General features: G+C 73.0%; 21 protein-coding genes and 2 tRNA genes. 9 read left to right on the top strand and 14 right to left on the bottom strand.

The genetic code is table 11. The features are described from left to right. Window positions 1–58: 58 nt before the first annotated feature. Complete coding sequence (locus ABD811_RS25795; RefSeq protein ID WP_344952623.1) at window positions 59–1633, top strand: carboxyl transferase domain-containing protein; 1575 nt, start codon at window positions 59–61, stop codon at window positions 1631–1633. A gap of 24 nt (window positions 1634–1657) precedes the next feature. Here the strand turns inward: ABD811_RS25795 and ABD811_RS25790 are convergent, their stop codons facing one another. The 3 genes from ABD811_RS25790 to ABD811_RS25780 all read right to left on the bottom strand — a co-directional run bounded on the left by ABD811_RS25790 (window position 1658) and on the right by ABD811_RS25780 (window position 5283). Further along, on the bottom strand, window positions 1658–2713 hold the full coding sequence (locus tag ABD811_RS25790; RefSeq protein ID WP_344952622.1) for an SRPBCC family protein: 1056 nt from the start codon (window positions 2711–2713) through the stop codon (window positions 1658–1660). Between the two features lie 17 nt (window positions 2714–2730). Further along, window positions 2731–3573: an SRPBCC family protein gene (locus ABD811_RS25785; protein ID WP_344952621.1), complete on the bottom strand. Its 843-nt coding sequence runs from the start codon at window positions 3571–3573 to the stop codon at window positions 2731–2733. A gap of 147 nt (window positions 3574–3720) precedes the next feature. After that, window positions 3721–5283 (bottom strand): MFS transporter, encoded by a 1563-nt coding sequence (locus tag ABD811_RS25780; protein WP_344952620.1) that lies wholly within the window; start codon window positions 5281–5283, stop codon window positions 3721–3723. Between the two features lie 98 nt (window positions 5284–5381). Between ABD811_RS25780 and ABD811_RS25775 the strand changes: the two genes are divergently transcribed. Beyond that, complete coding sequence (locus ABD811_RS25775) at window positions 5382–6287, top strand: AraC family transcriptional regulator (RefSeq protein WP_344952619.1); 906 nt, start codon at window positions 5382–5384, stop codon at window positions 6285–6287. A 42-nt stretch (window positions 6288–6329) separates the two neighbouring features. Here the strand turns inward: ABD811_RS25775 and ABD811_RS25770 are convergent, their stop codons facing one another. Both ABD811_RS25770 and ABD811_RS25765 read right to left on the bottom strand, forming a co-directional pair. Next, window positions 6330–7757, bottom strand: coding sequence for an aldehyde dehydrogenase family protein (locus tag ABD811_RS25770; RefSeq protein ID WP_344952618.1), 1428 nt, complete (start codon window positions 7755–7757; stop codon window positions 6330–6332). A 72-nt stretch (window positions 7758–7829) separates the two neighbouring features. Continuing rightward, the gene (locus ABD811_RS25765) at window positions 7830–9296 is read right to left on the bottom strand and encodes a PucR family transcriptional regulator ligand-binding domain-containing protein (RefSeq protein ID WP_344952617.1); all 1467 of its coding nucleotides are present in this window, start codon (window positions 9294–9296) and stop codon (window positions 7830–7832) included. A gap of 87 nt (window positions 9297–9383) precedes the next feature. Between ABD811_RS25765 and gabT the strand changes: the two genes are divergently transcribed. Further along, the gene (gene gabT, locus ABD811_RS25760; protein WP_425549459.1) at window positions 9384–10766 is read left to right on the top strand and encodes a 4-aminobutyrate--2-oxoglutarate transaminase; all 1383 of its coding nucleotides are present in this window, start codon (window positions 9384–9386) and stop codon (window positions 10764–10766) included. Here the strand turns inward: gabT and ABD811_RS25755 are convergent. The 3 genes from ABD811_RS25755 to ABD811_RS25745 form a co-directional block, all read right to left on the bottom strand. Then, on the bottom strand, window positions 10763–11770 hold the full coding sequence (locus ABD811_RS25755) for an LLM class flavin-dependent oxidoreductase (protein WP_344952615.1): 1008 nt from the start codon (window positions 11768–11770) through the stop codon (window positions 10763–10765). The genes gabT and ABD811_RS25755 overlap by 4 nt on opposite strands. A gap of 48 nt (window positions 11771–11818) precedes the next feature. After that, window positions 11819–12100, bottom strand: coding sequence for a hypothetical protein (locus ABD811_RS25750; RefSeq protein ID WP_344952613.1), 282 nt, complete (start codon window positions 12098–12100; stop codon window positions 11819–11821). A gap of 111 nt (window positions 12101–12211) precedes the next feature. Further along, on the bottom strand, window positions 12212–14527 hold the full coding sequence (locus ABD811_RS25745; RefSeq protein ID WP_344952612.1) for an ExeM/NucH family extracellular endonuclease: 2316 nt from the start codon (window positions 14525–14527) through the stop codon (window positions 12212–12214). Window positions 14528–14775: 248 nt separating this feature from the next. On the opposite strand from ABD811_RS25745, the gene ABD811_RS25740 reads away from it, so the two are divergent. After that, the gene (locus ABD811_RS25740; protein WP_344952610.1) at window positions 14776–15573 is read left to right on the top strand and encodes an IPT/TIG domain-containing protein; all 798 of its coding nucleotides are present in this window, start codon (window positions 14776–14778) and stop codon (window positions 15571–15573) included. Window positions 15574–15604: 31 nt separating this feature from the next. Here ABD811_RS25740 and ABD811_RS25735 read toward each other — a convergent pair whose 3' ends face one another. Further along, window positions 15605–17092, bottom strand: coding sequence for a hypothetical protein (locus ABD811_RS25735; RefSeq protein ID WP_344952608.1), 1488 nt, complete (start codon window positions 17090–17092; stop codon window positions 15605–15607). 264 nt (window positions 17093–17356) lie between these two features. Here ABD811_RS25735 and ABD811_RS25730 point away from each other — a divergent pair, with 264 nt between their 5' ends. Continuing rightward, window positions 17357–18088 carry a hypothetical protein gene (locus ABD811_RS25730; protein ID WP_344952606.1) on the top strand — a complete coding sequence of 244 codons (732 nt, stop codon included), beginning with the start codon at window positions 17357–17359 and terminating at the stop codon, window positions 18086–18088. Window positions 18089–18192: 104 nt separating this feature from the next. Here ABD811_RS25730 and ABD811_RS25725 read toward each other — a convergent pair whose 3' ends face one another. Beyond that, the gene (locus ABD811_RS25725) at window positions 18193–18909 is read right to left on the bottom strand and encodes a ferritin-like domain-containing protein (protein ID WP_344952604.1); all 717 of its coding nucleotides are present in this window, start codon (window positions 18907–18909) and stop codon (window positions 18193–18195) included. A gap of 166 nt (window positions 18910–19075) precedes the next feature. Between ABD811_RS25725 and ABD811_RS25720 the strand changes: the two genes are divergently transcribed. Then, window positions 19076–19558 carry a VOC family protein gene (locus tag ABD811_RS25720; RefSeq protein ID WP_344952602.1) on the top strand — a complete coding sequence of 161 codons (483 nt, stop codon included), beginning with the start codon at window positions 19076–19078 and terminating at the stop codon, window positions 19556–19558. A gap of 2 nt (window positions 19559–19560) precedes the next feature. On the opposite strand, the gene ABD811_RS25715 is transcribed toward ABD811_RS25720, so the two are convergent. The 3 genes from ABD811_RS25715 to ABD811_RS25705 form a co-directional block, all read right to left on the bottom strand. Then, window positions 19561–20577, bottom strand: coding sequence for a S66 peptidase family protein (locus ABD811_RS25715; protein ID WP_344952601.1), 1017 nt, complete (start codon window positions 20575–20577; stop codon window positions 19561–19563). Between the two features lie 184 nt (window positions 20578–20761). After that, the gene (locus ABD811_RS25710) at window positions 20762–21466 is read right to left on the bottom strand and encodes an endo alpha-1,4 polygalactosaminidase (RefSeq protein WP_344952770.1); all 705 of its coding nucleotides are present in this window, start codon (window positions 21464–21466) and stop codon (window positions 20762–20764) included. A 463-nt stretch (window positions 21467–21929) separates the two neighbouring features. Beyond that, window positions 21930–22003, bottom strand: a tRNA-Pro gene (locus tag ABD811_RS25705). 185 nt (window positions 22004–22188) lie between these two features. On the opposite strand from ABD811_RS25705, the gene ABD811_RS25700 reads away from it, so the two are divergent. After that, window positions 22189–22262, top strand: a tRNA-Gly gene (locus tag ABD811_RS25700). 222 nt (window positions 22263–22484) lie between these two features. Here the strand turns inward: ABD811_RS25700 and ABD811_RS25695 are convergent. After that, on the bottom strand, window positions 22485–22697 hold the full coding sequence (locus ABD811_RS25695; protein ID WP_344952599.1) for a DNA-binding protein: 213 nt from the start codon (window positions 22695–22697) through the stop codon (window positions 22485–22487). A gap of 281 nt (window positions 22698–22978) precedes the next feature. Between ABD811_RS25695 and ABD811_RS25690 the strand changes: the two genes are divergently transcribed. After that, the gene (locus ABD811_RS25690) at window positions 22979–23251 is read left to right on the top strand and encodes a hypothetical protein (RefSeq protein ID WP_344952598.1); all 273 of its coding nucleotides are present in this window, start codon (window positions 22979–22981) and stop codon (window positions 23249–23251) included. Between the two features lie 581 nt (window positions 23252–23832). Beyond that, the gene (locus ABD811_RS25685; protein ID WP_344952597.1) at window positions 23833–24321 is read left to right on the top strand and encodes a hypothetical protein; all 489 of its coding nucleotides are present in this window, start codon (window positions 23833–23835) and stop codon (window positions 24319–24321) included. The last annotated feature ends 17 nt before the right edge of the window (window positions 24322–24338 follow it).

The raw sequence follows: 24338 nt of genomic DNA, 5'->3' as shown, positions 1-24338 counted from the left end.
GCGCACGACGGGTGGCCGGGTGGGGGCGGGGGTTGACCGTCCCGCTACGCTTCGGGACATGAACGGCGGGCCGCGATCACGACCGTCCCGTTCCTCCGGCGCGGCCCCGGCCGAGCGGTCCTTCGGCGGCGCTCGGCGCGGCGTGCGGGCCGCGGCGCTGGTCGCCCACGTCCTCGATCCCGGCAGCTGGGTCTCCTGGGACCGGCCGCCGGCCGCCGTCGCCGAACCCGGCTCGCCCTACGCGCGGGAGCTGGCGGCGGCCCGCGAGCGCAGCGGCTGCGACGAGGCCGTCATCACCGGCGAGGGACGGCTGCGCGGACGGCGCGTGGCGTTCGTGGTGTCGGAGTTCGCCTTCCTCGCCGGGTCGATCGGCGTGGCCACCGCCGACCGGATCGTCGCCGCCGTGGAACGCGCGACCCGCGAACGGCTGCCGCTGCTGGCCGCGCCGTCGTCCGGCGGCACCCGCATGCAGGAGGGCACGGTCGCGTTCGTGCAGATGGCCCGGATCGCCGCCGCCGTCATGGCGCACCGCGCGGCCGGGCTGCCCTACCTGGTCTACCTGCGGCATCCCACCACCGGCGGGGTGCTGGCGTCCTGGGGGTCGCTCGGGCACGTCACCGCGGCCGAGCCGGGGGCGCTGATCGGCTTCCTCGGGCCGCGCGTCCACGAGGCGCTGCGCGGCGAGCCGTTCCCGGACGGCGTGCAGGTCGCCGAGAACCTGGCCGCCAAGGGCGTGGTGGACGCCGTCGTCGGCGTCGACGAGCTGGCCGAGAGCACCTCCCGCGCGCTGAACGTGCTGTGCGGCGCCCCCGCGCCGCGCACACCGCCGCCCGCCGCGGAGTCCCTGGCGACGTTCTTCGAGGAACCGCCGGACGTGCCCGCCTGGGAGTCGATCTCCCGGTCGCGGCGTCCGGAGCGGCCCGGCGTCCGCGACCTGCTGCGCCACGGCGCGTCCGACGTGACGCCGCTGTCCGGGACGGGCGCGGGCGAGGCCGATCCCGGGCTGCTGCTCGCGCTCGCCCGCTTCGGCTCGGCGCCGTGCGTGGTCGTGGGCCAGGACCGGCTCAGCCAGCGCTCCGGCCATCCGCTCGGGCCCGCCGGGCTGCGCGTCGCCCGGCGCGGCATGCGGCTGGCCGCCGAGCTGGGCCTGCCGCTGCTGACCGTGGTGGACACGCCCGGCGCGGTGCTGTCGGCCGAGGCGGAGGAACGCGGCCTGGCCGGGGAGATCGCCCGCTGCCTGGCCGAGCTGATCACGCTCGCCGCGCCGACGCTGTGCCTGCTGCTCGGCGAGGGCACCGGGGGAGCGGCGCTGGCGCTGCTGCCCGCCGACCGGGTGCTGTGCGCCCGGCACGCCTGGCTGTCGCCGCTGCCGCCCGAGGGCGCCTCGGCGATCGTGCACCGCACCACCGCCCGGGCAGCCGAGATGGCCACGGCCCAGGGCGTGCGTTCCGGCGACCTGCTGCGCGACGGTGTCGTCGACGCGGTCATCGCCGAGCGTCCCGACGCCGCCGACGAACCCGGCGCGTTCTGCGCCCGCCTCGCCGTCGTCCTCGAACACGAGCTGGCGAGCCTGCCCGCCGTCGACCACTCCGCCCGCGCGGCCCGTCACCGCCGGCTCGGCCGGACGGGCTGACCGCCGCGGACCGCGTCGCGGTGCTCAGACCTCCTCGTACTCGCGCTCCTCGGCGCGCTCACCCTCGCGGCGCGGCTCCTCGGGGGCCGGCTTCTCCTCGCCGCCCTCTTCGGCGACCGCGTCCTCGTGACTCACGACGACCTCGCTGTCGCGGATCTCGCCGCGCCATCCGTGGAGTTCTTCGGGGTGGGTGATGACGTGGGTCATGAGGTGGCGCCGGAAGTGTTTGAGTTCGAGTCGTACGCGGCGTCCCTGGGCGCGCCAGATGTTGGCGGTCTTCTCGAAGAATCCTTTGGGGTGGTATTCGAGGGAGAGCAGGACGCGGGTCATGTCGGGTGTGAGTTCGTGGAAGGAGACGCTGCCGTCGACGTGGCCTTTGGCGCCTTTGGACTGCCAGACGATCTGTTCGTCGGGGATCTGCTGGGTGATGGTGGATTCCCAGCTTCGGGTGGACCAGAAGATTTGGGCGGTCCAGTTGAGTTTCTCGTCGGTCTCCTGGTTGACGCTGATGACCTTCTTCATGAAGGAGGGGAAGTCCTGGAACTGGGTCCACTGGTCGTAGACCATCCGGCGGGGCGCGCCGATGTCGATGTGCTCGACGATGTTGGTGACCTTGATCTTCTTGCCGCCGCCGCGTCCGCCGCGTCCCATGACCTTGCCGAGCAGGCCCTTGAGCCGGCCGGGGCCCTTGCCCTCCTTCTTCTCGCCGCGGGCCGCCTCCGGCTCGCCCTCCGCCGCCTTCTCGGTCTCGGCCGGGGCCTCGGTCGTGACCCCGGAGACCGCGGACTTGGCCGCGGACACCGCCGACTTCGCCACGGAACCGGCCGCGCCCGCCGGGCTCTCCTCCTTCTCGCGCTGGCTGAGGCGGCCGATCACCCGCGCGGCCGCGATCGCGGCACCGACCCCGAGCAGCGCCCCGCCGGCCGCGCCCGTGGTGCGGTTGATGGGGATCGGGATCTTTTTCCCGCCCGCGGTCAGGATGTCGGTGACCTGGTCGACCGGCGACCGCTTGCCGCCGACCGGCAGCCGTTTGGCGAGCCGTCCCATCACCAGCCGGCTCGTCCCCTTGGGCAGTTTCATGATGCGTAGACCTCCGCCTAACTCGATGCCTGCGGGATTCTCTGTGCGCCGCTCCGGCGCTCGCCGACGACCTGGCCGCCGCGGATCTCGCCGCGCCATCCGTGGAGTTCTTCGGGGTGGGTGATGACGTGGGTCATGAGGTGGCGCCGGAAGTGTTTGAGTTCGAGTCGTACGCGGCGTCCCTGGGCGCGCCAGATGTTGGCGGTCTTCTCGAAGAATCCTTTGGGGTGGTATTCGAGGGAGAGCAGGACGCGGGTCATGTCGGGTGTGAGTTCGTGGAAGGAGACGCTGCCGTCGACGTGGCCTTTAGCGCCTTTGGACTGCCAGACGATCTGTTCGTCGGGGATCTGCTGGGTGATGGTGGATTCCCAGCTTCGGGTGGACCAGAAGATCTGGGCGGTCCAGTTGAGTTTCTCGTCGGTCTCCTGGTTGACGCTGATGACCTTCTTCATGAAGGACGGGAAGTCCTGGAACTGGGTCCACTGGTCGTAGACCATCCGGCGGGGCGCGCCGATGTCGATGTGCTCGACGATGTTGATCGTCTTCCCCTTTCGGCCGCCGCCGAAGATCCCCTTGAGCGTCTCCTTGAACACGGTCCACACCGCGCTCATCACGGCGCGCGCCGGTGACTTGCCCTCGGCCAGCGCACGCGCACCGGCCAGCGCGCCCTTCAGCACCGGGCCGCCCTGCTCGGCCCTCGCCGTGAGTTTCCGCACGGTGCGGTCGACCTGGGCGTCCAGCCGCGTGGTCAGCGCCCGCGTCAGCCGCCGTCCCGGCTCCACCCGGCGGAGCGCCGCCCCGGCGGCGCGGGCGCCGAGGTAGGCCGCGACCCCCGCGACCAGTCCCGTCCGAAACTTCATGCGTCCTGCACCTCGCCTAAACACCGGCTTGTGCCCGCACTACCCCCGACATATAGGGCGAAACAACAACTTCACGTACAGAATTAGACACATTCCGTTTTCGGGCTGCGGAGGCAAATTCCGCCCAAAGAATCGTCTGCGGAAAGGTCAGCTTCGGGTGGCGCGGGGCTCGCGGCCGGCCGGTTCGGCGGCCCGCGGCCCGGGCCGGCCGAGCGGACCGACATGCCGCAGGAGCACGACCGACAGCACGAGCAGCAGGACGGTCAGGGCCGCGCCGACCAGCGCCGCGACGTGAAAGCCCGCGGTGAAGGCCGCACGGACGACCGCCGTCAGCTCCGCTCCGGCGCGTTCGGCGAGGACCGCCCCGCCGATGCTGCCCGCCGCCTCGTCCACCACGTGGGCGGGCACGCCCGCGGGCGCCTCGGCGCGGACGTGCCCGCGGTACACGGCGGCCATGACGCTCCCGGTCGCCGCGATCCCGAAGGCCAGGCCCAGTTCGTAGGCGGTCTGCCCGATCGAGGCCGCCTGGCCGGCCTTGGCCGGGGGCGCGGCCCCCACGGCGATGTCGGTGCCGAGCACGGTGATCGGCGCCAGGCCGACCATCATGACCGTCGTGGTGAGGGCCGCCAGGACGACGCCCGAACCGTCGGCGGGCAGCGCCAGCATCCCCAGGAACGCGATGATCGCCGGGACCGCCGCCACCGCCACCACGTACGCGGGCCGCATCCGCCGTGCCAGCACGGGGGTGGCCTGCGACCCGACCGCCAGGCCGATCGCGGGCAGCACCGTCAGCAGCCCCGCCCGCGCCGACGGCACGTCCGCCACGAGCCGCAGGTACTGCGGCGCCAGGTACTCCACGCTGTTCATCGCCGCCAGCCCCACGAACAGCAGCAGCAGCGCCGCGCCGAACGTCCGGTCGGCGAACAGCCGCAGGTCGATCAGCGGGTTGGGGACGCGGCGCTGACGGCGCACGAACGCCGTCCCGGACGCCGCCGCCACCGCCAGCGCGGCCACCGGCACCGCGCCCGGACCGTCCTCGCCCAGGCTCTTGATCGCGTAGACGAACGGCAGCAGCGTCCCCAGCAGCAGCGGCATGCCCGCCACGTCCAGCCGCGGCGCGTGCGGGTCGGCGTGCTCGGGCACGGTCAGCGGGGTCACCACCAGCGTGGCCGCCATGACCGGCACGCCGAGCAGGAACACCGACCCCCACCAGAAGTACTCCAGCATGATCCCGCTGACCGCCGGTCCGACGGCGATGCCGGACGACAGCGCGGTCACCCACAGCGCGATCGCCCGGGCCCGCCGCCGCGGATCGGTGAACATGTTCGAGATCAGCGCCAGCGTGGAGGGGACGATCGCCGCGCTCGCCGCCCCCAGCATCGCCCGGCCGGCGATGAGCACCTCGGGACTCGGCGCATACGCGGCCACCAGCGACGCGACCATGAACAGGGCCACGCCGAGCAGCAGCAGCCGGCGCCGTCCGAACCGGTCGCCGAGGTTGCCCGCCAGCACCAGCAGGCTCGCCACCACCAGCCCGTAGACGTCGTTGATCCACAGCAGCTGGGTGCTGGTGGGTGCCAGGTCGGCCGTCAGCGGCGGGGTGGCCAGCCACAGCACGCCGAGGTCGACGGTGAGCAGGAAGGTGGGCAGGAGCAGGAAGACCAGGCCCAGCGCACGGCGCCGGGCGCCCCTCGAAACGCGCGCGTTCATGGTCGCCAGCCAACCGGCGGCGGGCCGCCGGGGCCATGGACGGGCGTCCGGGAGGGATGTCCGATCGTCTCGACCGCAGCGCTGGCTATCGTGGCGGCGTGGATCCGTTCGACGACCTGTTGCGAGGCGTGCGCGGGGAAGGGGTCGTGTTCGGCGCGTCCGCGCTGACACCGCCGTGGGGGCTGCGCTTTCCCGACTGCCCGTCGCTGACCCTGTGCGCTCCGCTGCGCGGCCAAGGCTGGCTGGTGCAGGGCAACCGGGCGCGTCCCCTGCGGGTCGGCGAGGCGGCGGTCGTGCGCGGCACCGAGCCGTTCGTGTTCGCCGACACCGCCACGCCCCGCGCGACCCGCGACGTCACCTGCGGCGGCCCCCTGGGCGACCTGTCCGGCGACACCGTGCTGATGGTGGGGGCCTACGAGGCCAAGGGCGAGGTGGCGCGGCGCCTGGTGCGGTTGCTGCCGCCGCTGCTGGTGGTGGCGGACGCCGAGGACTGCACCCCCATGCGCGACTACCTGACGGCGCAGCTCGCGCCCGGCCGTCCGGGCCGCCAGATCGTCCTGGACCGCCTGCTCGACTGGCTGCTGGTGTGCACGCTGCGCGACTGGTTCGACCAGCCCGGCGTGACGCTGCCGGGCTGGTACGCGGCACTGGGCGACGACGCGGTGGGCCCGGCGCTGCGCGCGATCCACGACGAGCCGTCCCGGCCGTGGACGCTGGCGTCGCTGGCCGCCGTGGCGGGCGTCTCGCGCAGCACGCTGGCCCGCCGGTTCACCGACCTGGTGGGCGAGCCGCCGCTGGCGTACCTGACGTCGTGGCGGATGGCGCTGGCCGCCGACATGCTCGCCGACCCCGCCGCGACGGTCGCGTCCGTGGCGCGGCGCGTCGGCTACTCCGACGCCTTCGGTTTCAGTTCGGCGTTCAAACGCACCTACGGAACGAGCCCCAGCGCCTACCGGCGGGGCGCCGCGCCCGCCGACCACGCCGAGGCCGCCGGCTCACGCTGACGCGGCGGGCGGCGCCGACGGCGGGCCGCCCGCCGGGCACGGTCACAGCGGCAGGCCGGTCAGCACCATGACCTTCTCTTCGGTGTAGTCGGTCATGGCCGACCGCAGGCCCTCGCGGCCCACCCCCGAGTCCTTGACGCCCCCGTACGGCATCTGGTCGGCCCGGTAGGACGGCACGTCGCCGATGACCACGCCGCCGACCTCCAGCTCGCGGTGCGCGCGGAAGGCGATGTCCAGGTTGCGGGTGAACACGCCCGCCTGCAGCCCGAACGCCGAGTCGTTCACCAGTTTGAACGCCTCGTCGACCCCGTCCACGGCCTGCACCAGCAGCACCGGCCCGAACACCTCCTCGCGGGCCACCTTCGCGTCCGCAGGCACGTCGGCCAGCACGGTGGGGGCGTAGGTGGCGCCCTCCCGGGTGCCGCCGGCAAGCACGCGGGCGCCCGCGGCGACCGCCTCGTCCACCCAGCCCTCCACGCGCCGCGCGGCGTCCTCGCTGACCAGCGGCCCGACCTGGGTCCCGTCGTCCCACGGGTCGCCGGTGACCAGGCCGTCGACGGCGGCCACCAGCCTGGGCAGGAACTCGTCCTGCACCGACCGGTCGACGTACACGCGCTGGACGGCTATGCAGCTCTGTCCCGCCTGGTAGTTGGAGAACAGGGCGATGCGGGACGCGGCCCAGTCCAGGTCGGCGTCCGGCAGCACCACCGCGGCGCCGTTGCCGCCGAGTTCGAGCGTGACGTGCTTGCGCGGCACCCGGTCGCGGATCGACCAGCCGACCGGAACCGACCCGGTGAACGACACGATCGGCAGCCGCGGGTCGTCGACCAGGTCGCCGGCGCGGTCGTTGGGCACCGGCAGGACGGAGAACATCCCGGCGGGCAGGTCGGTCTCGGCCAGCAGTTCGCCGAGCAGCAGCGCCGACAGCGGGGTGGCCGGGGCGGGCTTGACCACGATCGGCGTGCCCACCGCGATCGCCGGGGCGATCTTGTGCGCGGTCAGGTTGAGGGGGAAGTTGAACGGCGCGATGCCCAGCACGGGCCCGCGCGGCACCCGGGAGATGTAGGCCATCCGGCCGGCCGCGGCGGGGTCGGTGTCCAGTCGCTGGGTGGTGCCGCTCCAGCGGCGGGTCTCCTCGGCGGCGAACCGGAACGTCGACACCGCCCGCGCCACCTCGGTCCGCGCCCACATCAGCGGCTTGCCGTTCTCGCCGGTGATCAGCCGGGCGATCTCGTCGGCGCGCTCGGCCAGCCGCCGCGACACGTGCGCCAGGGCCTCGGCCCGCACGTGCAGCGGCAGCGCCGCGGCCGCCGCCCGCACCGCGTCGGCCGCGGCGACCGCCTCCTCGACCTGCGCCGGCGTCGGGACGGCGGCGGTGCCCACCACGCGCCCGTCGTAGGGGTGGGTAACGGTCAGCTCGTCGTCACCGGTCGCGGGCCGACCGGCCAGCCAGAATGGGGTCACGTTCATGTCCTCACGCTATCCGCGCGGGCTCTGCCGGGCAGTCTCCGGCGCGTCCAATCGGCGCCGCCGCGCTGGCCGTCATGGCGAGGCGTCCTCCGGGGGACGCGACGCGTCGGCCGTGACGGCCAGGGCGACCCACAGCTCGGCGCGGACGGCCGGGTCGTCCAGGTCGCGGCCGATCAGCTCGGCCGCCCTGCGCATGCGGCTGCGCAGGGTGTGCCGGTGGACGCCGAGCGCGCGCGCCGCCGCCTCGCCCTGCCCGTTCGCCTCCAGGTAGGCGCGCAGCGACGGGACGAGCGCCGGGTCGGCCTCGCGCAGGGGAGCCAGCAGCGCCTCCGCGAAGCCGCGCGCGACGTCCGGGTCGAGCAGGCCGAGCAGGCCCTGCCCCGGCAGGTCGCGGTGCCGCAGGGCGGCCGAGGGGCCGGCGCGGCGGGCGGCGGCGAGGGCGCGTTCGGCCTGCCGGAGCGCCCGCCGCAGGTCGTCCACGCCGACGGGGTCGCTGGCGCCGACCGGGCCGCCCGCCTGCGCCAGCACCATGACCTGCTCGGCCAGCGCCTCCGGGACGATCACCGCGCAGGCGCCGCCGGGACGCGGGACGGCCAGGCAGCGGCCGGCGGCCGGGTCGGCCTCCAGCGCGTCGAGCACCGCCGTGCCGCCCGCGCAGACCAGCACCCGCAGCGGCGGATCGGGCACCGCCCGGCCCTGCGGCGGCAGGCCCAGCAGCAGCGCGCCCAGCGCGGCGCGCAGCTCGCGCCCGGCGCGCGGCGTCTCCGACTGCAGCGTCAGCAGCGCCACGGCCGCCCCGACGATCGTGTGCGCGACGTGCGGCAGCGGCGCCTCCGTGCCGACGGCCAGGAACGCGCGCGGCCTGGTGCGTCCCAGCCCGCCGACGCCCTGCACGACCACGTGCCCGTCCTGTCCGGACGAGGCGACGCTGACCGCGGGCGCGGCGCGTGCGTGCCGCAGGCGGTCCAGGTCGGGGACGAGACCGGCGGCGCGGCGCCGTGCGCGGGCCGGTTCGGCGTGCCGGACGGTGCCGTCGGCGTCCAGCAGCAGCGCCCACCCGCCGAGCGTGCGCGCCAGCGTCGCGATCAGCGGCCCCGGCCCCCTGAGCGCGGCGCGCGTCAGCTCGCGCTGGGCCTGGAACGCGCGGGTGACGTCCTCGTACCACTCGGCGGCCAGCATCCGCGACACCGCCTTGCCGACGGCGATGAACGGCACCGGGCGCGGCACCTCCAGCAACGTCAGCCCCTGCTCGCGGGCCGCGTCGACCAGCTCCGGCGGAGTCCGCGGGTGGCTGACGCCGACGCCGAAGCCCAGCCCCGCGACACCGCGCGCGACCAGCCGCGCCACGTACGGGGCGGCGTTCTCGGCGGTGACGCGCATGCCCGTGGTCAGCAGCAGCTCGCCGCCCTCCAGGAACGGCGTCGGGTCCTCCAGCTCGCTGACCGCCACCCACCGGACCGGCGCGTCCAGCGGCCCGCCGGTCAGCGGCCGCAGTCCGATGTGCGGCAGCGCCGCCACGGCGCCGAGCGTGGGTGGCATGGGCGGCTCCGAGATGTCCAGCGGGGCGGGTCATTTTCGCCGCCGCGTACTGTTCAGCGTAGGGGCCGGGCGGCTTATGTTCACCCCATGACCAGCCACATCACCGACGCTCCGGCGGTCGCCCTGCCGGACGTGGCCGCCGCCCGCCTGCCGCAGGAACGCCGTGTCGTCACCGAGATCCCCGGCCCGCGCTCGCGGGAGCTGCAGGCGCGCCGCGCCGCCGCCGTGCCGCCGGGCGTCGGCAGCGTCCTGCCGGTGTACGTCACCGACGCCGGCGGCGGGGTCGTGGTCGACGCCGACGGCAACTCGCTGATCGACTTCGGCTCGGGCATCGCGGTCACCAGCGTCGGCAACGCCAACCCGCGCGTGGCCGAGCGGGTGCGTGCCCAGGCGGAGCGCTTCACCCACACCTGCTTCATGGTCACGCCGTACGAGTCGTACGTCGCGGTGTGCGAGGCCCTCAACCGGCTGACCCCCGGCGACCACGACAAACGCTCGTTCCTGGTCAACAGCGGCGCCGAGGCCGTGGAGAACGCCGTGAAGATCGCCCGGTACGCCACCGGGCGGCAGGCGGTGGTGGTGTTCGACCACGGCTACCACGGCCGGACCCTGCTGACGATGACGCTGACGGCCAAGAACATGCCCTACAAGCAGGGCTTCGGGCCGTACGCGCCGGAGGTCTACCGGATGCCGCTGGCCTACCCCTACCGCTGGCCCACCGGCCCGGAGAACTGCGGTCCCGAGGCGGCGGCGCAGGTCGCCGACCAGATCAGCGCGCAGATCGGCGCGTCCAACGTGGCGGCCGTGGTGATCGAGCCGATCCAGGGCGAGGGCGGCTTCATCGTCCCCGCGCCCGGTTTCCTGCCCGCGCTGGCCGAGTTCTGCCGCGCCAACGGCATCCTGCTGATCGCCGACGAGGTGCAGACCGGGTTCGCCCGCACCGGCGCCATGTTCGCCTGCGAGCACGAGGGCGTCGTCCCCGACCTGGTCACCACGGCCAAGGGCATCGCGGGCGGGCTGCCGCTGGCGGGCGTCACCGGACGCGCCGAGATCATGGACAGGGTGCACGGCGGCGGCCTCGGCGGCACCTTCGGCGGCAACCCGCTGGCGTGCGAGGCGGCGCTGGCCGTCCTGGAGGAGATCGAGACCGGCGGCCTGGTCGACCGCGCCCGCCGGATCGGCGAGATCATGCTGCCCCGGCTGCGCGCGCAGGCCGCCCGGCACGACGTCGTCGGCGACGTGCGCGGACGCGGCGCCATGCTCGCGATCGAGCTGGTGAAGGGCGGCGGCTCCACCGAGCCCGACCCCGTGCTGACCGCCGAGATCGCCCGCCGCTGCCACGCCGCCGGGCTGCTCGTCCTCACCTGCGGCACCTACGGCAACGTGCTGCGGTTCCTGCCCCCGCTGGTGATCCCCGAGCACCTGCTGCGGGAGGGCCTGGACATCCTGGAGCGGGCGTTCGACGGCTAACGCGCCGACGCCACGGCCTCCGGCCGCAGACCGTACAGCCCAGCCAGCAGCTCGTAGGAGCGCAGGCGGTCGGCGTGGTCGTACACCATCGTGGTGACCATGACCTCGTCGGCCGCCGTCTGCTCGACCAGCGCGTCCATCTGCCGGCGCACCGTGTCCGGGCCGCCGACGACCTGCGAGTCCATCCGCGCCTGGATGATCTCCCGCTCCAGCGGCGTGTACGGGTGCGCCGCCGTCTCCGCCGGGGTGGGCAGCGGCCCGGGGCGCCCCTGCCGCAGCCGCAGGAACGACAGCGCCTGCGGGGCGGCCAGCTCACGGGCGCGCTCGTCGCTCTCCGCGGCGGTCACCGACACCGCGATCATCGCGTACGGCCGCTCCAGCGCCGGCGACGGGCGGAACGACTCGCGGTAGACGTGCAGCGCGGGCAGCGTGTTCTCGGCGCTGAAGTGGTGGGCGAACGCGAACGGCAGCCCCAGCAGCCCCGCCAGCCGGGCGCTGTACCCGCTGGAACCCAGCAGCCACACGGGCGGCTCGTTGCCCGCCGCCGGGGTGACGGTGCTCTCGGGGTGGAAGTAGCCGCGCAGCTCGGCGACCTGCTCGGGGAAGTCGTCCACCGACAGCGCGTCGGGGGAGCGGCGCAGCGCGCGGGCCGTGGCCTGGTCGGTGCCGGGCGCCCGGCCGAGGCCGAGGTCGATGCGTCCGGGGTACAGGGCCTCGAGCGTCCCGAACTGCTCGGCGACCACCATCGGCGCGTGGTTGGGCAGCATGATCCCGCCCGAGCCGACCCGCATCCGCTCGGTCGCCGCCGCCACCTGCCCGATCAGCACCGCCGTCGCCGAGCTGGCGATGCCGGGCATGGCGTGGTGCTCGGCCAGCCAGTACCGGCGGTAGCCGAGCGCCTCGGCGTGCCGGGCCAGGTTGAGGGTGTTGCGCAGCGCCTGCGCGGACGTGGAGCCGCTGGCGACGGGAGCCAGGTCGAGGACCGAGAACGGAGGCACACTCATGATCGGTGCTAACCGGCGAGGGCCTCGTCCTCTTCCCGCCGCGTCCGCTCAGGCGACCGCCAGGTAGATCCCGACCCCGATCACGACCGGCACCAGCGGCAGCACCGACACGCTCAGCCACGACCACGTCACCATGTGGCGTGCGCGCTCGGGGTTCTCGGCGAACCGCTCCTCGGCCCGCGTGTAGAGGACGGCGCCGACGAACAGCAGCGGCAGGAACGCCAGCATCGCCCACAGGCCGAGCACGAACGCGAGGACCTGCCCGCCGCGCGTGTACGTCCCGTCCGGCCCGATCCCGAACCCGAGCCGCGGGGAGGCGGCAGTAGCCATGACGACCGTCCGATCACATAGGCGGATGTGACCGAGATCATACGCCCCTAGCAAACGCTCGGCCAAGGCCCCGCCGCCGCGGCGACGGGACCCCGGCCGAGCGAACGCCGATCAGTGCATCCGCAGCCCGATCAGGACGGGGTCGTGGTCGGACGCGCGGAACGCGTCCGGCCTGTAGAGGGACGGCGGGTTGTACTCGGTGTTGTAGTCGAGAATGGTCGGCTCGTCGGAGTTGATGTGCCAGATCGTGGCGCCGGTGACCCGCTTGGCCAGGGACCTGGCCGCCAGCACGTGGTCGAGTTCGCCGGCCTGGCCGTCGAAGACGTAGCTGTAGCGGCCCGCCGCCGGGACGAAGCGCTCGGTCTGGCTCGCCAGCCCGGCGGCCCGCAGCGTCTTGATCGGGTCCTCTTCGCCGTAGGAGTTCAGGTCGCCGATCACCAGCGGGTGCGGGACGGATCCGGCCAGCGCGGCCACCGCCTGCGCCTGCCGGACGCGCCGGGCGTTCCAGCAGCCCTGCCCGTCGCCCTGGTCGGCGTCGGGCCCGGTGGCGTCACCGCAGCTCTTGGACTTGAAGTGGTTGACGATCACGGTGAACGGCTCGCCGCCCCCCACGCGCCGGAAGGTCTGCGCCAGCGGGGGCCGCTCGAACACCGCGTCCTCGGACGAGACGGCCTGGCCCACCGGGCGGACCTTGGCGGGACGGTAGATCAGCGCCACGTGGATGGCGTCGGTGCCCGGGTCGGGGTTGCGGACCCAGGCGTAGGTGCCCGCCCCGACGGCCGCGTTCAGCCGGTCCACCAAGGCCTTGACGGCGGTGTCGCCGTTGTTCTCGACCTCCATCAGCCCGACCACGTCGGCGTCCAGGCCCTTGAGCGCGGCGACCAGCTTGGTGAGCTGGCGCTCCTGTTCCTGCGCGGTGTCGGCGCCGCGCTGGTCGAGCGTGGTGAACCAGTTGAGGGTGTTGAACGAGGCCACCTTGACGTTGGCGGCGCCGACCGGGGCCGGGGCGGCCGGGCGCGGGTTGTCGCGGCGGAAGGCCACGGGCCGCGTCGGCTGGAGCCGGTACTTGCTGAAACCGTAGGTCAGCACGCCGGTCAGCCCGGTGACGGTGTCGCCGAGCCGCAGCGCCTCCGGCGAGGTGAACGGAACCGCCGGGGGGTTCTGGACGTTCGAGCCGTCGTCGATCAGCAGGCGCCGCCGGTCGTTGCCGGCCTGTGTCACGCCCGGCCGGTCGGTCGGCTGGTACAGGCGCCCGCCCGCCGAGACCGTCACCTCGCCGTAGCGGCCGAGCTGGTAGTGCTCGGTGGCGGTGAGCTTCTCGGGGAACGTGACGAGCATGTTCTCCAGGTGCTCCAGCTTCGTCCCGTCGCCCCGCGCCAGGTCGTAGGCGGTGGGCTCGACGGTCCCGGTGCCGCACACGTCCACGGAGGTGACGGGCGACAGCTCGGTCAGCCCGTTGAACTCGACGGCCCTGCCGGTGACGAACACGCGGTCGCCGACCTTCACGTCCGTCACGGACGTGCCCGCGTAGGCGAACAGGCCCTCGGAGGTCGCGGGGTCGCCGTCGGGCGCCGTGTCCTGGAGGTAGAAGCCGCCGAGCTGGTCGCCGCGCTGGAAGTCGCCGGTGACGACGCCCTCCACCCGCACGGTCCGACCGGCCAGCGGGGTGGTGTCGCCGGAGCCCTGCACCTGGGAGATCTTGTGGCTGGCGGGGGTCGTGCAGTCGGGCCGGGGCTCCGGGTCCGGGTCGGGCGTGGAGCCGCAGGGCGCCTTGGGGGTCGCGCTGTTGCGCGGGGTCGGAGCGGCGGCCGAGAAGTCGGCGGCGTTGTCGTCGGTGTCCGCGCAGCCGCCGGACCCGCGGACGGCCGCGGTGGTGTTCGAGGTCGCGGGGGCCGCGCCGCCGCCCTCGTAGAAGCCGGCGTTGCCGTACCCGACCAGGTCGGCGATCTGCGCCCGCTGGGTCGCGTCGCACGGCGCCGAACCGCCGTTGCAGGCCAGGCCCTGGGTGGAGCGCACCAGCGCCACCTTGCCGGCGGTGGCCGACAGCGCCAGCGAGCCGGTGACGTCGGGCGCGGGCAGCGGCGAGCCGGTGGTGCCGCCGGACATCCGGATCAGCAGGTACTGGCCCGGCGCCAGGGTCCCGGTGACGTCGACCTTGTTGGAGGCGAAGGTGCCGGTGCCGGTGGCGCTGGCGTACTGGACGGACCATCCGCCCAGCTCGACCGGCGCGGAACCGCGGTTGAACAGTTCCACATAGTCATGGGTGAAGGGCGCGCCGGAGTTGCCGCCGCCTCCGTAGACGGTGCTGATCACGACGTCGCCCGGGGCCGCCTGGGCGCTCGTCGCACCGAGTGCGACGAGGCCTCCGGCGAGGAGCGCGGCGGACACCGCCGCCGCGGCCACGCGGGCTGTGGGGGTTCGGAGCATGCGCGCGAGCGTAGGCACGCAGGTCACGACCCGGAAGAACCCTGTGTGAACCCTCTACCAATTTGTAATGGATCGCCAGGTTCGGTCCCCTTCATCGTGGTTTGGCGGAGCGTTCGGACGAAGCGCATGTTTCGGGCCGCGCCGCCATTCCGCGGGCCGGAGGGTTGATCGTCCCGTCGAAATGCCGTGCGCACACGGAAACGCCCGGCCACACTGTGTCGATATGTCCGCGGAAGGGGGCGCCGGGGGTGAGTGGCCAGTCGCCGGTCGGAACCGGGCACGCGCGTCTGCGGGACATCGCGGTCATGGCGGTGTTCCTCCTGCTGCTGATGGCGGCGCTGGGCGTGGTGCTCGTCCAGGCGTGGCCGCCCGCGCCCGAGGCGGCGCCCGACGGCGGCACCCGGGCGCCCGCCGAGACCGTGCGCGTCCACCTGCTCGGCTGGGACCCGCGGATCTCCCGCGAGACCAGCCTGTTCGTCATCGTGGCGGCCGCCGGGGCGATCGGCGCCACCGTGCACGCGCTGCGCTCGCTGTACTGGTACGTCGGCAACCGGTCGCTGCGCCGCAGCTGGCTGCTGATGTACCTGTTTCTGCCGTTCATCGGCGCCGCGTTCGGGCTGATGGTGTACCTGGTGCTGCGCGGCGGCCTGACCGCCCCGGCGGGCACCGCCGCCGACCTCAACCCCTACGGCATCACCGCCGTGGCCGCGCTGGTCGGCCTGTTCTCCCGCGAGACGGCCGAGAAGCTGCGCGCGGTGTTCGCCACGCTGCTGTCGCCCCCGCAACCGGGCCGCGACCAGGCGCTGCGCCCGCAGATCGACGCGGTCGAGCCGGCCTCGGGCGCGGTCGGCCGCCTGGTGACCGTCCGCGGCGTCGGGCTGGGAGCGGCCTCGTCGGTGCGGTTCGGCGCGGCGGACGCCCCCGCGACGGACGTGACCGACACCGGGCTGCGCGTCGTCGTCCCGCCCGGCGCGACGAGCGGGCGGCTCGTCGTCACCACGCCGGGCGGGTCGGCGGTCAGCCCCGCCGAGTTCACCGTCGAATGAGTCACCGTGGCGTGGGCGCGGTGCCCCCGGCTCAGCGTTTGCGGCGCGGCCAGTGGTCGTGCCACATGTTGTGGACGGCGCCCGGGAAGACCCTCGGCAGCACGCCCTCGCCCGGCTCGTCGCCGTCGTCGGGCGCCACCAGGCCCAGCTCGTCGCCCGTCTCGGCGCTGCCGAACTGGATCTCCATGCCGTAGGTGGCACGTGCCAGACCGCGCGGCCCCGCCACCAGGCAGGTGTAACGCGGCCGGAGGATCTCGGTCTCGGGGATCGCGGCGCCGACCGCCAGGCTGTTGGCCACCGTCACCCAGCTGCCGAGCAGGGTGATCTGGCGTTCGGCGCCCTGCTGCTCCCACCGGTACGGCAGGATCGGCTTGGAGAAGATCGGCACGAACAGGTGGGACACGCCGCAGGCGCGCAGCTCGCGGTCCCAGGTGATGGAGCGGCTGAGGTCCTCGCAGATCAGCACGGCGAGCCTGCCCAGCGAGCAGTCCAGCATCCGGACCGTGGAGCCGGGGGTGATGTACTCGTCGGCGACGCCCTCGGTGGGCGCGTGCGGCAGCCGCCACTCGCGCATCTGCCCCGCGTCCAGGGTGAAGCCCGACAGCTTGTCCTGGACGAGCAGTTCGCGCCCCGTCCAGCGGTCCAGCAGGACGGCGCGGTTGGGCGGCGGCTCGGTCGAGCCCAGGGGGCCGCTGCCGAGCAGCAGGTAACGCAGCGGATGCGCGTCGCGGTCGCGTCCGGCGGTGTCGAACGCGGCCTCCTTCCAGTGCTCCAGCAGCGCGTCGTTGAGGGACGCCTCCGGCAGCACCGCGATCTGCGCGCCCGCCTCGTCCAGCCGCCGCAGGATCGTCTTGATGCGGGTGCGCAGCCCCGGGGAGTCGGCCGGGCGCAGCCGGTAGACGGTCATGCCGAACCGCTTCTCGAACGACAGCTCGATGTCGTCGAACGTCTCCAGCAGCGGCGCGCACCCGACCGTCACCGGACGGTCCTTGGGGAAGTGGGCGTCGTGGACGGCCGGGAGCACCTCGTGCTCGACGCCGTCCCAGTACTCGGCCGGGACGCGGTGCACGCCGAAGAACTCGTCCTTGGCGCGGCGCCCCCGCGGCCTGCCCGGGTAGGCGCAGCGCGGCAGCAGCGCCCCGTCGGTCGCCTCGCTGTTGAACCGCCCCTCGGTCAGGTAGCGGACGAGCGTGCCGGTCATCGCGGGGCTGGCGTGGTAGGGGCCGTAGGGGTTGGCGTGCGCCAGGGCGATGTCGAGCCCGAGCAGCAGGGTGAACCGGCCGCGGTGGCCGTGCCGGGAGATGAACCGCTCGGTGGTCTCGGGCGGCAGCTCGCCCAGTTCCAGGACGGTCTCGGAGAGCTCGGTGGCCTGGCGGAGGACGTCGGGATCGCTGGACCATCCGGTCACCGTCCACCCCTCGAACAGCCCGTCGGGAAGCGCGTCGTACAGCGTGACGAAGAGGTCGGCAGGATCGGCGGGGTGGGCCGGCTGGGCAGGTGCCGCCGGCTGATCCGTCATACGCGCCCCCGGGGGTTGACAAGAAGGGTTACGGGTGTCCGCCCGATGCTAACTCCAGTGTGCACGGCCCTTCAGTGGCATCTGATACAGAAAGTGGTCGCCATGTTCGCCGCCGTGGTCGGCCCTTCCGGTTGAAACATGTCCGACCTGCGCGTTCGCCGTGACGCGGGGGCAGGAGGAGGCGTCAAAAGTGTCACTTGACATTCACTTGGCATGGGCGCACCCTGGAATGAGTCCGGTCCTGTCGACGACCTTGGGGGAGCAATGGCGGACTTTCCGGACGGCGGCCCCGCAGCGGGGCGTGACCGCCGCAGTCAGGCCAGGCACCTGCTCGACGCGATGGGGCAGGCCAAGATCATCAGCGAGGGCCAGTTCAGCGCGCTCGGCATGATCATCACCGACGCGTCGCTCAGCGCCGACGAGGCGACCCTCGTCGAGGTGCAGGACGGCCTGCAGTGGCTGCACCGCGGCTATCTGGACGTCCCCAACCTGGACGGCGACCAGCGGGAACGCCGCGGCCGCATCCTCGGCCTCATCGACTGTGTGCAGTGGGCGCTGCGCCGCCTGCCGTCCGGGCTGCAGCTGGGCCTGCACCCCGACGGGCACGCGGCGCGCTTCCTGGTCGCCGTCGCCCGCCGCCAGGGCATCTCCAACAAGCAGCTGGCCGCCGAGCTCGGCACCGACGAGACCGAGATCAGCCGGGTGGGCCGCCGCCTGCTGTCGGCGGGCGTGGTGTGGCGGCGCAAGGAGTGGCGCCACAACGCCTGGGACCTCACCCCGCGCGGCCGCCAGTACCTGGAGAGCGCCGGCCTGCTCCCCGACGCCGCCCTGGTCGAGGGGCCGCCGGAACGCGCCGCCGGCGACCGTCCCTCCCGCGCCGCCGCGGACTCGCCCGACCGTCCGCCCGCCCGTGTCCCCCACCGCCGTGGCCACGACGCCGAGCCGCGCGGCCGGCAGGACACCGACCCGTCCCGCCCCAGCCGCGGCCACCGCTGAAACGGCGGCGGACCGGCGCCGGGAACGTCCCCCGCGCCGGTCCGCCCCACTGTCCGCTCACCTCACGGCAGACGCCCGCCCCGCGCCGACGGCCGGGCAGGAGGTCAGCCACGGCGGAGCGTCGCGGCGGCCTCGCGGGCCTCGGCCAGCACGTCGCCGACGAAGCGGTGGCGGGTCAGGCCGAGGACGCGCAGCGCCCGCCCGTGGTCGGCGGCCACCACCGCCGCGGTCACCGCGGTGACCGCCTGCCAGCCGAGGATCAGCGCCGGCCGCCCCGTCACCGGCAGGGCCGAGCGCAGCCGGTCGCAGTGGAACGGGACGTGGCGGCGCTCGTCGTCCAGCAGCCGCCCGGCGACCTCGGTGGTGAGCGGATCCGTGGTCCCGTCCCGCAGCGCCCGGTAGTAGCCGAGCGCGACGACCTCGGCGACCATCAGCACCAGCAGTTCCAGCCGCAGGCCGAACGCGCGCCGCACCCGCACGAACACCGTGTCGCTCCAGTGCCCGGAGATCGTCGTGGCACCGGCCGCCCGCAGCAGCGCGGCCAGCAGCCGCGCGTGCTCGCGCTCCTCCGCCACGAACAGCCGCACCGCCGCGCCGTAGTCGCCGCCGCCCGCCTTGGCGATCAGGTTGGCGCCGTCACCGTCCTCGCCGACCTGGAACCGCTGGACGCTGCGCACCACCGCCGGATGCAGCCGGGCCCCGCGCTCCCAGGGCGGGTCGGGCCGCCGTCGCCGCCGATGCGCCTCCTGTTCGAACCCCTCGCGCCAGCGCGCGAACGGGCCCGCCGCGCCCTCAGCCTTCGTGCCGTCCATGGGGGTCATGCACGCTCCTCGTCTCGGACGATCTGATCCCACCCAAACCGTGTGATCGGGACGTTTCGTCGAGAAGTTGTGTGCGGTTCGCGGGAATCGGCGTGGGGAGCGATGAGTTCGCCGGCGGCGGCCGGTCGGTACCTGTGACACTCGACGACGGCAGGGAGGCACCGCGATGGCCACCGAGGGATTCACCACGTGCCTGTGGTTCGACGGGCAGGCCGAGGAGGCGGCCCACTTCTACACCTCGATCTTCAAGGACGGCCGGATCGGGCGGATCGGCCGCTTCACCGAGGCCGGGCCGGGACCGGCCGGATCCGTGATGACGGTCGAGTTCGAGATCAACGGGCAGCGCTTCGTCGGCCTGAACGGCGGCCCGGAGTTCACCTTCAACGAGTCCGTCTCGTTCCAGATCCACTGCGCCGACCAGGCGGAGGTGGACCACTACTGGAACCGCCTGCTCGAGGACGGCGGCCAGGAGTCGGAGTGCGGCTGGCTGAAGGACCGGTTCGGCGTGTCCTGGCAGGTCGTCCCCGACGGGCTCGTCGAGCTGCTCGCCGACCCGGACCCGGAGAAGGCGCAGCGGGCCGCCGCGGCGATGTACACCATGGCCAAGATCGACATCGACGCGGTTCGCAGGGCGCACGCCGGGGAGTGACGCTACCGGTCATCGATGACGCCGGGCTCCACGGTCAGCGTGCCCGCCGCGGCGTCGACGGCCGCCCGCGCGCCCAGGGGCACGGTCAGCTGCCCGCGGCCGTGCCCCAGCCGCAGCCCGCCCAGCACCGGCACGCCCAGGTCGCCGAGCCGGTCCCGCAGGACGCCCACGGCGTCCCACTCACCCGGGTCGGCGACGCTGTCGGTGATCTGCCCGATCACGACGCCCCGCACCCCCTTCAGCGCACCCGCCCGGCGCAGATGCGTCAGCATCCGGTCGATCCGGTACGGCGCCTCGCCGACCTCCTCGAAGAAGAACACCGCGCCGCGCAGCGCGGGCAGGTCGCCCGCGCCGATCGCCGCGTCGACCAGCGACAGGTTGCCGCCGAGCAGCGGCCCCCGCGCCCGCCCCGGCACCATGACCGCCGCGGCCGTCTCCGCCGGATCGCGGGTGAGCACCACCGGCCGCGTCGTCATCACGGCCGCCCGCAGCGACTCCGCCGACTCCGGCCCTAGGCGACGGTCGTTCCAGGCCACCATGGGCCCCTGGAAGGTGACCAGCCGGGCGGACCGCCACAGCCGCGCCTGCAGGCTGGTGATGTCGCTGAAACCCACCACCACCTTCGGACGACGCCGCACCGCCCGCAGATCGAGCCGGTCAACGATCCGCTGCGTCCCGTATCCGCCGCGCGCGGCGAACACCCCCCGCACCCCCGGATCGTCGAACGCCTCCTGCAGGTCGGCGAGCCGGTGTTCGTCACGCCCCGCCAGATAGCCGTACCGGTCGAACACATGGCCCCCCAGTTCGACCGTCAGCCCCCAGCCCCGCAGAATCTCCACGCCCCGCTCGACCTGCGCCGGATCGGGCGTGCTCCCCGGCGACACCACCCGCACCCGATCCCCGGGCCGCAGCATCGGCGGCCGCACGACCCGCCCGGCCGCCGCCCGCGCCGACGAGCCCGGCACCAGCAGCCCCCCGGACGTGACCGCCCCCGCCCCGAGCACATTCCGGCGAGACATCCCACCGCGGGATCCAGCCATGAACCCTCCTCGCCGAAAGCACTCAGCCGATCAGAGGATTATGCAGCCCGCACCCCCGGCTGAAAACCCATGAAGCCAATACCCGCATGTCGGACGCCGCGCCGCCAATGCGCATCCGTTTCACGCCCGGCTTTCACCTCACCTGATCAAGCGTCGGATGCCGCTAGGAGCAGGGAGCACGCCACCGGTCGAGATCGAGGCGCTTACGCATCGAACTGAGCCCGAGACGGCGGCTCTGCTCGCAGAACGCCGACGGCGGCAGCTCATATTCGACGTGCAGGACGGCCTTGCCCGCGCGGACGAACGGGGCCAGCCGATGGCATTCCTCGAACTGCGCGCACTGCTCGTTCACGGCGAAGTCGAAGTCGCCGAGCAGTTCGGGGATCTGCGGCAGGTCGTTCTTCAGCCCGACCGACAGGTTGCGCTCGTGCGCCAGGTTCGCGATGAACCGGTTGTAACGCAGCTGGTCGGCACCGGTGAGCGGGAACCCCGTGTCGGACGCGTAGCCGTCCACCAGGTCGGGCTCCACGGCGTCGAACCCCTTGGCGCGGCACATGTCGAAGCGCCGGGCCATGATGGGGCCGAGGACGTCGATACGCCGGATGTCCAGCCAGCGTTCCCCTTCCCAGCCGTTCCCCTTGCCCAGCACCTCCCGCGGAAAGCGCCCGTAGTCGGGACGAAACGATTCGGCGGCCCCCACGTTGATGTAGCAGATGACCCGGCGCCCTTTGTCGTGCAGCCCCCGCACAACGTCCGCGCTGTTCTCAAACCCGTCGATGTCGTAAACGGGCACGTCCACGCTCGTATCGACGGGACTCTTCAGCTGCCACTCCCAGGCCGTCCGCGGTGACGGCGCCCACCGCGCCACTCGCTCCCGCTCCGGCCCCTCCGACGCCGAACACCCGGCAAGGACCGCCAGCAGCAGCAGAACGATCCCCCCACCCCTCACCGCCCCACCACAGCAAGGAAGCAGCCGAAACCCGACACGCCCAGCCCAGGAAAACACCCTGCAGTTATAGCGGCACCCACAGGACCCAAGAGCCTCTGGCCCGACTTGGAGCCGCCGATGTGCCCGGAGCGCAGGTCGTGCAGTCGTGCCGCAGTGGTGTGCGGCGCGCTGGAGACCCCGGTCAGATTGATCTCACAAGCCATATCGCAACGCGAAATGACCAGAATCACTCTGCAGGCGTGACCGGATCGCCACGTCACAACTCCCACCGAGCAGTCGACGCCCGGCCCCTCGCATCACTCTGCCCGAATGCCCCTGCACAAGCGCTCAGGCCGCAGGGGCCTGCGGGGCGAGCGAAGGCTCGCCCCTGACGCGCTACTTGTCGGGCTGGCGGGATTTGAACCCACGGCCCCCGGCACCCAAAGCCGGTGCGCTACCAAACTGCGCCACAGCCCGTCCACCACCCAGGAGGACTCTGCTCCAGGCGGCGACGCGTGCAGTCTAGTGCCGATCAGCCTCGCGCGCTCGTCCCAAAGCCATGGGACCCCCGCCGCCGGCCGCCCGCAGCCGGTCACGACCGCCCCGGAAAGCCTGTACGCTACGGGATGGCGGTCACGAGGCCCTGCCTCACCGGTCCGCTCGCGGGCGTAGCTCAATGGTAGAGCCCCAGTCTTCCAAACTGGCTACGCGGGTTCGATTCCCGTCGCCCGCTCCAAAGTTTCCGCAGGTCAGACCCCTGCGAAGCACACCTGAAGATCGTCTCGCTGATCATCTATCACCCACCTATCACCGGGATTCGGCGCGATCAGGCGGCACTGAGGTTCATCGGCCGCATCCAGCGCGATCTCTCCGACAACCTCCGATGAACCCTGATCGGACGCGTGAAGATCGCAGAGAGGTGGGCGCCGGCACGCTTGGCGCCCACCCCCTCCTGTCGTCAGGAGGACGGCCGCTCCGCTCCTGTGACTCCGAGAAGCCTGTGCAGGTCGGCGGTGACCACCCGATAGCTGACGCCGATGCGGATCACCTTGCAGGGGAACCGATCACGACGGGCGAGTTCGTAGGCCCGGGTACGCCCCAACCCCAGTGCGCGGGCAGCATTCTCCACGCTCGTCGTGGCAGGCAGAGCCAGCAGCTCGTCGCGGCTCATGTGTTCCATGCTCAGCTCTCCCTCCTCGCGCGACGGCTGGTTCGCTCTGGGGCGCGTGCAGGCGCAGACGCTTGCACATCGAGCACTCGGGAGACAGGCAGAGGGGAGTCGTCCGCGGCTCCCTCGACGGCCGGTGACTGACTCCCAGAGGAATCCCATGCCCTGGCGTGCACCGATGAGATCTCTGTGACCGACGAGGAGAGGCGGTGCGCGTGGCGCCGCGCAGGGTTGAGGGCCTGGCCGCAGTACTGGAGGGCTGAGGCATCGAACCGCCCTTGTCCGTGACCGAGCCGTCTGTCGTCCTCTCGCTGGAGGAAGGCGTTGAGTGGGTGAAATATCCGATTCACGCCATGATTCGCCGCGCTGCCGAGCAGCAAGTAGATGGTGCCGGGGCGGTTCAGGTCGGACAGGTTCGCAGTTGCGTGGCTGGGCTGCCGCGCCTGATCGAGCAGGTCGCGGGCCGGCTGCTCGGTACGGCTGTCGTCATGAACCGGACCGGGATTTTCGTGCACGTGTCTTCTCCTCACTGGGCGAAGCCAGGCGGGCATGGATGAACGAACTCATGACGGCGTCCTCTCTCTTGGGCGGATGAGCGCGTGTGCGTGGTAGGCACGCGCTTTGCAGCTAGATGAAGATGTCTACGCTCTATGAGTATCTACTGTTGGTGATCAGACACGCACGTACCGCGTCAGCGTTTCTTAGCTTTTGCCGGGAGGAGGAGACGCGGCGCGACGATGGCGAGTTCAAGGTGAAAGATCGAGCAGTGAAGCGCCCGAGGGCACATACTGTGCAAATGATGTGGTCTTCACTGGCCTGGCTTCGGAACCTCTGGTGGCCATGGGAACCCGGGGAGGTTTCGAAGTAGGTATAAGGCGCTTTGGGGTAATCATTCGAAATCTTCTCCGCAGTATGACGGTTGCAGTCGGTAGTCATTGCACGTCAACTGCTGTGGCGCCCGCCTTCACCGGCGGGCGAGGATCGCAACCTGAAGGCGTCGGCCGATGACCGGCTCGGCCTGCTTTAGTGGCGCCCGCCTTCACTGGCGGGCGAGGATCGCAACCGCGTGCGGGAATCCCACGGTGCGCAGATAGCGGCTTCTCTGCACCTTGTCAAGCGTGCGAGGGAACATGCTGAGGTGCTGGACGACACCGGCGAGGTCGAGCTCGGCGAGCCGGAGCCGGTGAAGCTGACGATCACGCCGATTCCGACGGAGCTGCCCGGCCTCGACGACGACGGCGAGGAGGCGGTGTCGCCGCTGCCGGGGATGGTGGAGGAGGCCGTTGCGACCGCGAAGGCGCTGTACGGCCTCGAACCGGAGTTGGAGACCAAAGCCGGGCGGGTGCTGTCGGGGTTGAACGCGCGGCGGCTCCGCGCCGCGGTGGAGCAGCTGATCGCGGTGCTGTACGCGGCCGGTGTCCCGATCACTCGGCCCGTCGACGACGACGGCAAGGCCACCGAGACCGACGACGAGGACGAGGGCGACGCCGGCGGGTCGGACATCGCGACGGCGGTCGCGGGCGAGCAGGATTCCACGGCGCCGTCGGCGCGGACGCAACGCAAGCAGCTCCTCGACCCGGCCGCCTACGCGGCGAGCCTGCGGACGTTCCTGGACGTCCACTCCTGACCCATCGACCCGGCTAC

It is taken from the genome of Actinomadura miaoliensis, assembly GCF_039536785.1.
Classification (GTDB): domain Bacteria; phylum Actinomycetota; class Actinomycetes; order Streptosporangiales; family Streptosporangiaceae; genus Spirillospora; species Spirillospora miaoliensis.
The sequence above is the reverse complement of the archived record's forward strand: the minus strand, read 5'-3'. Positions and strand labels throughout refer to the sequence as shown.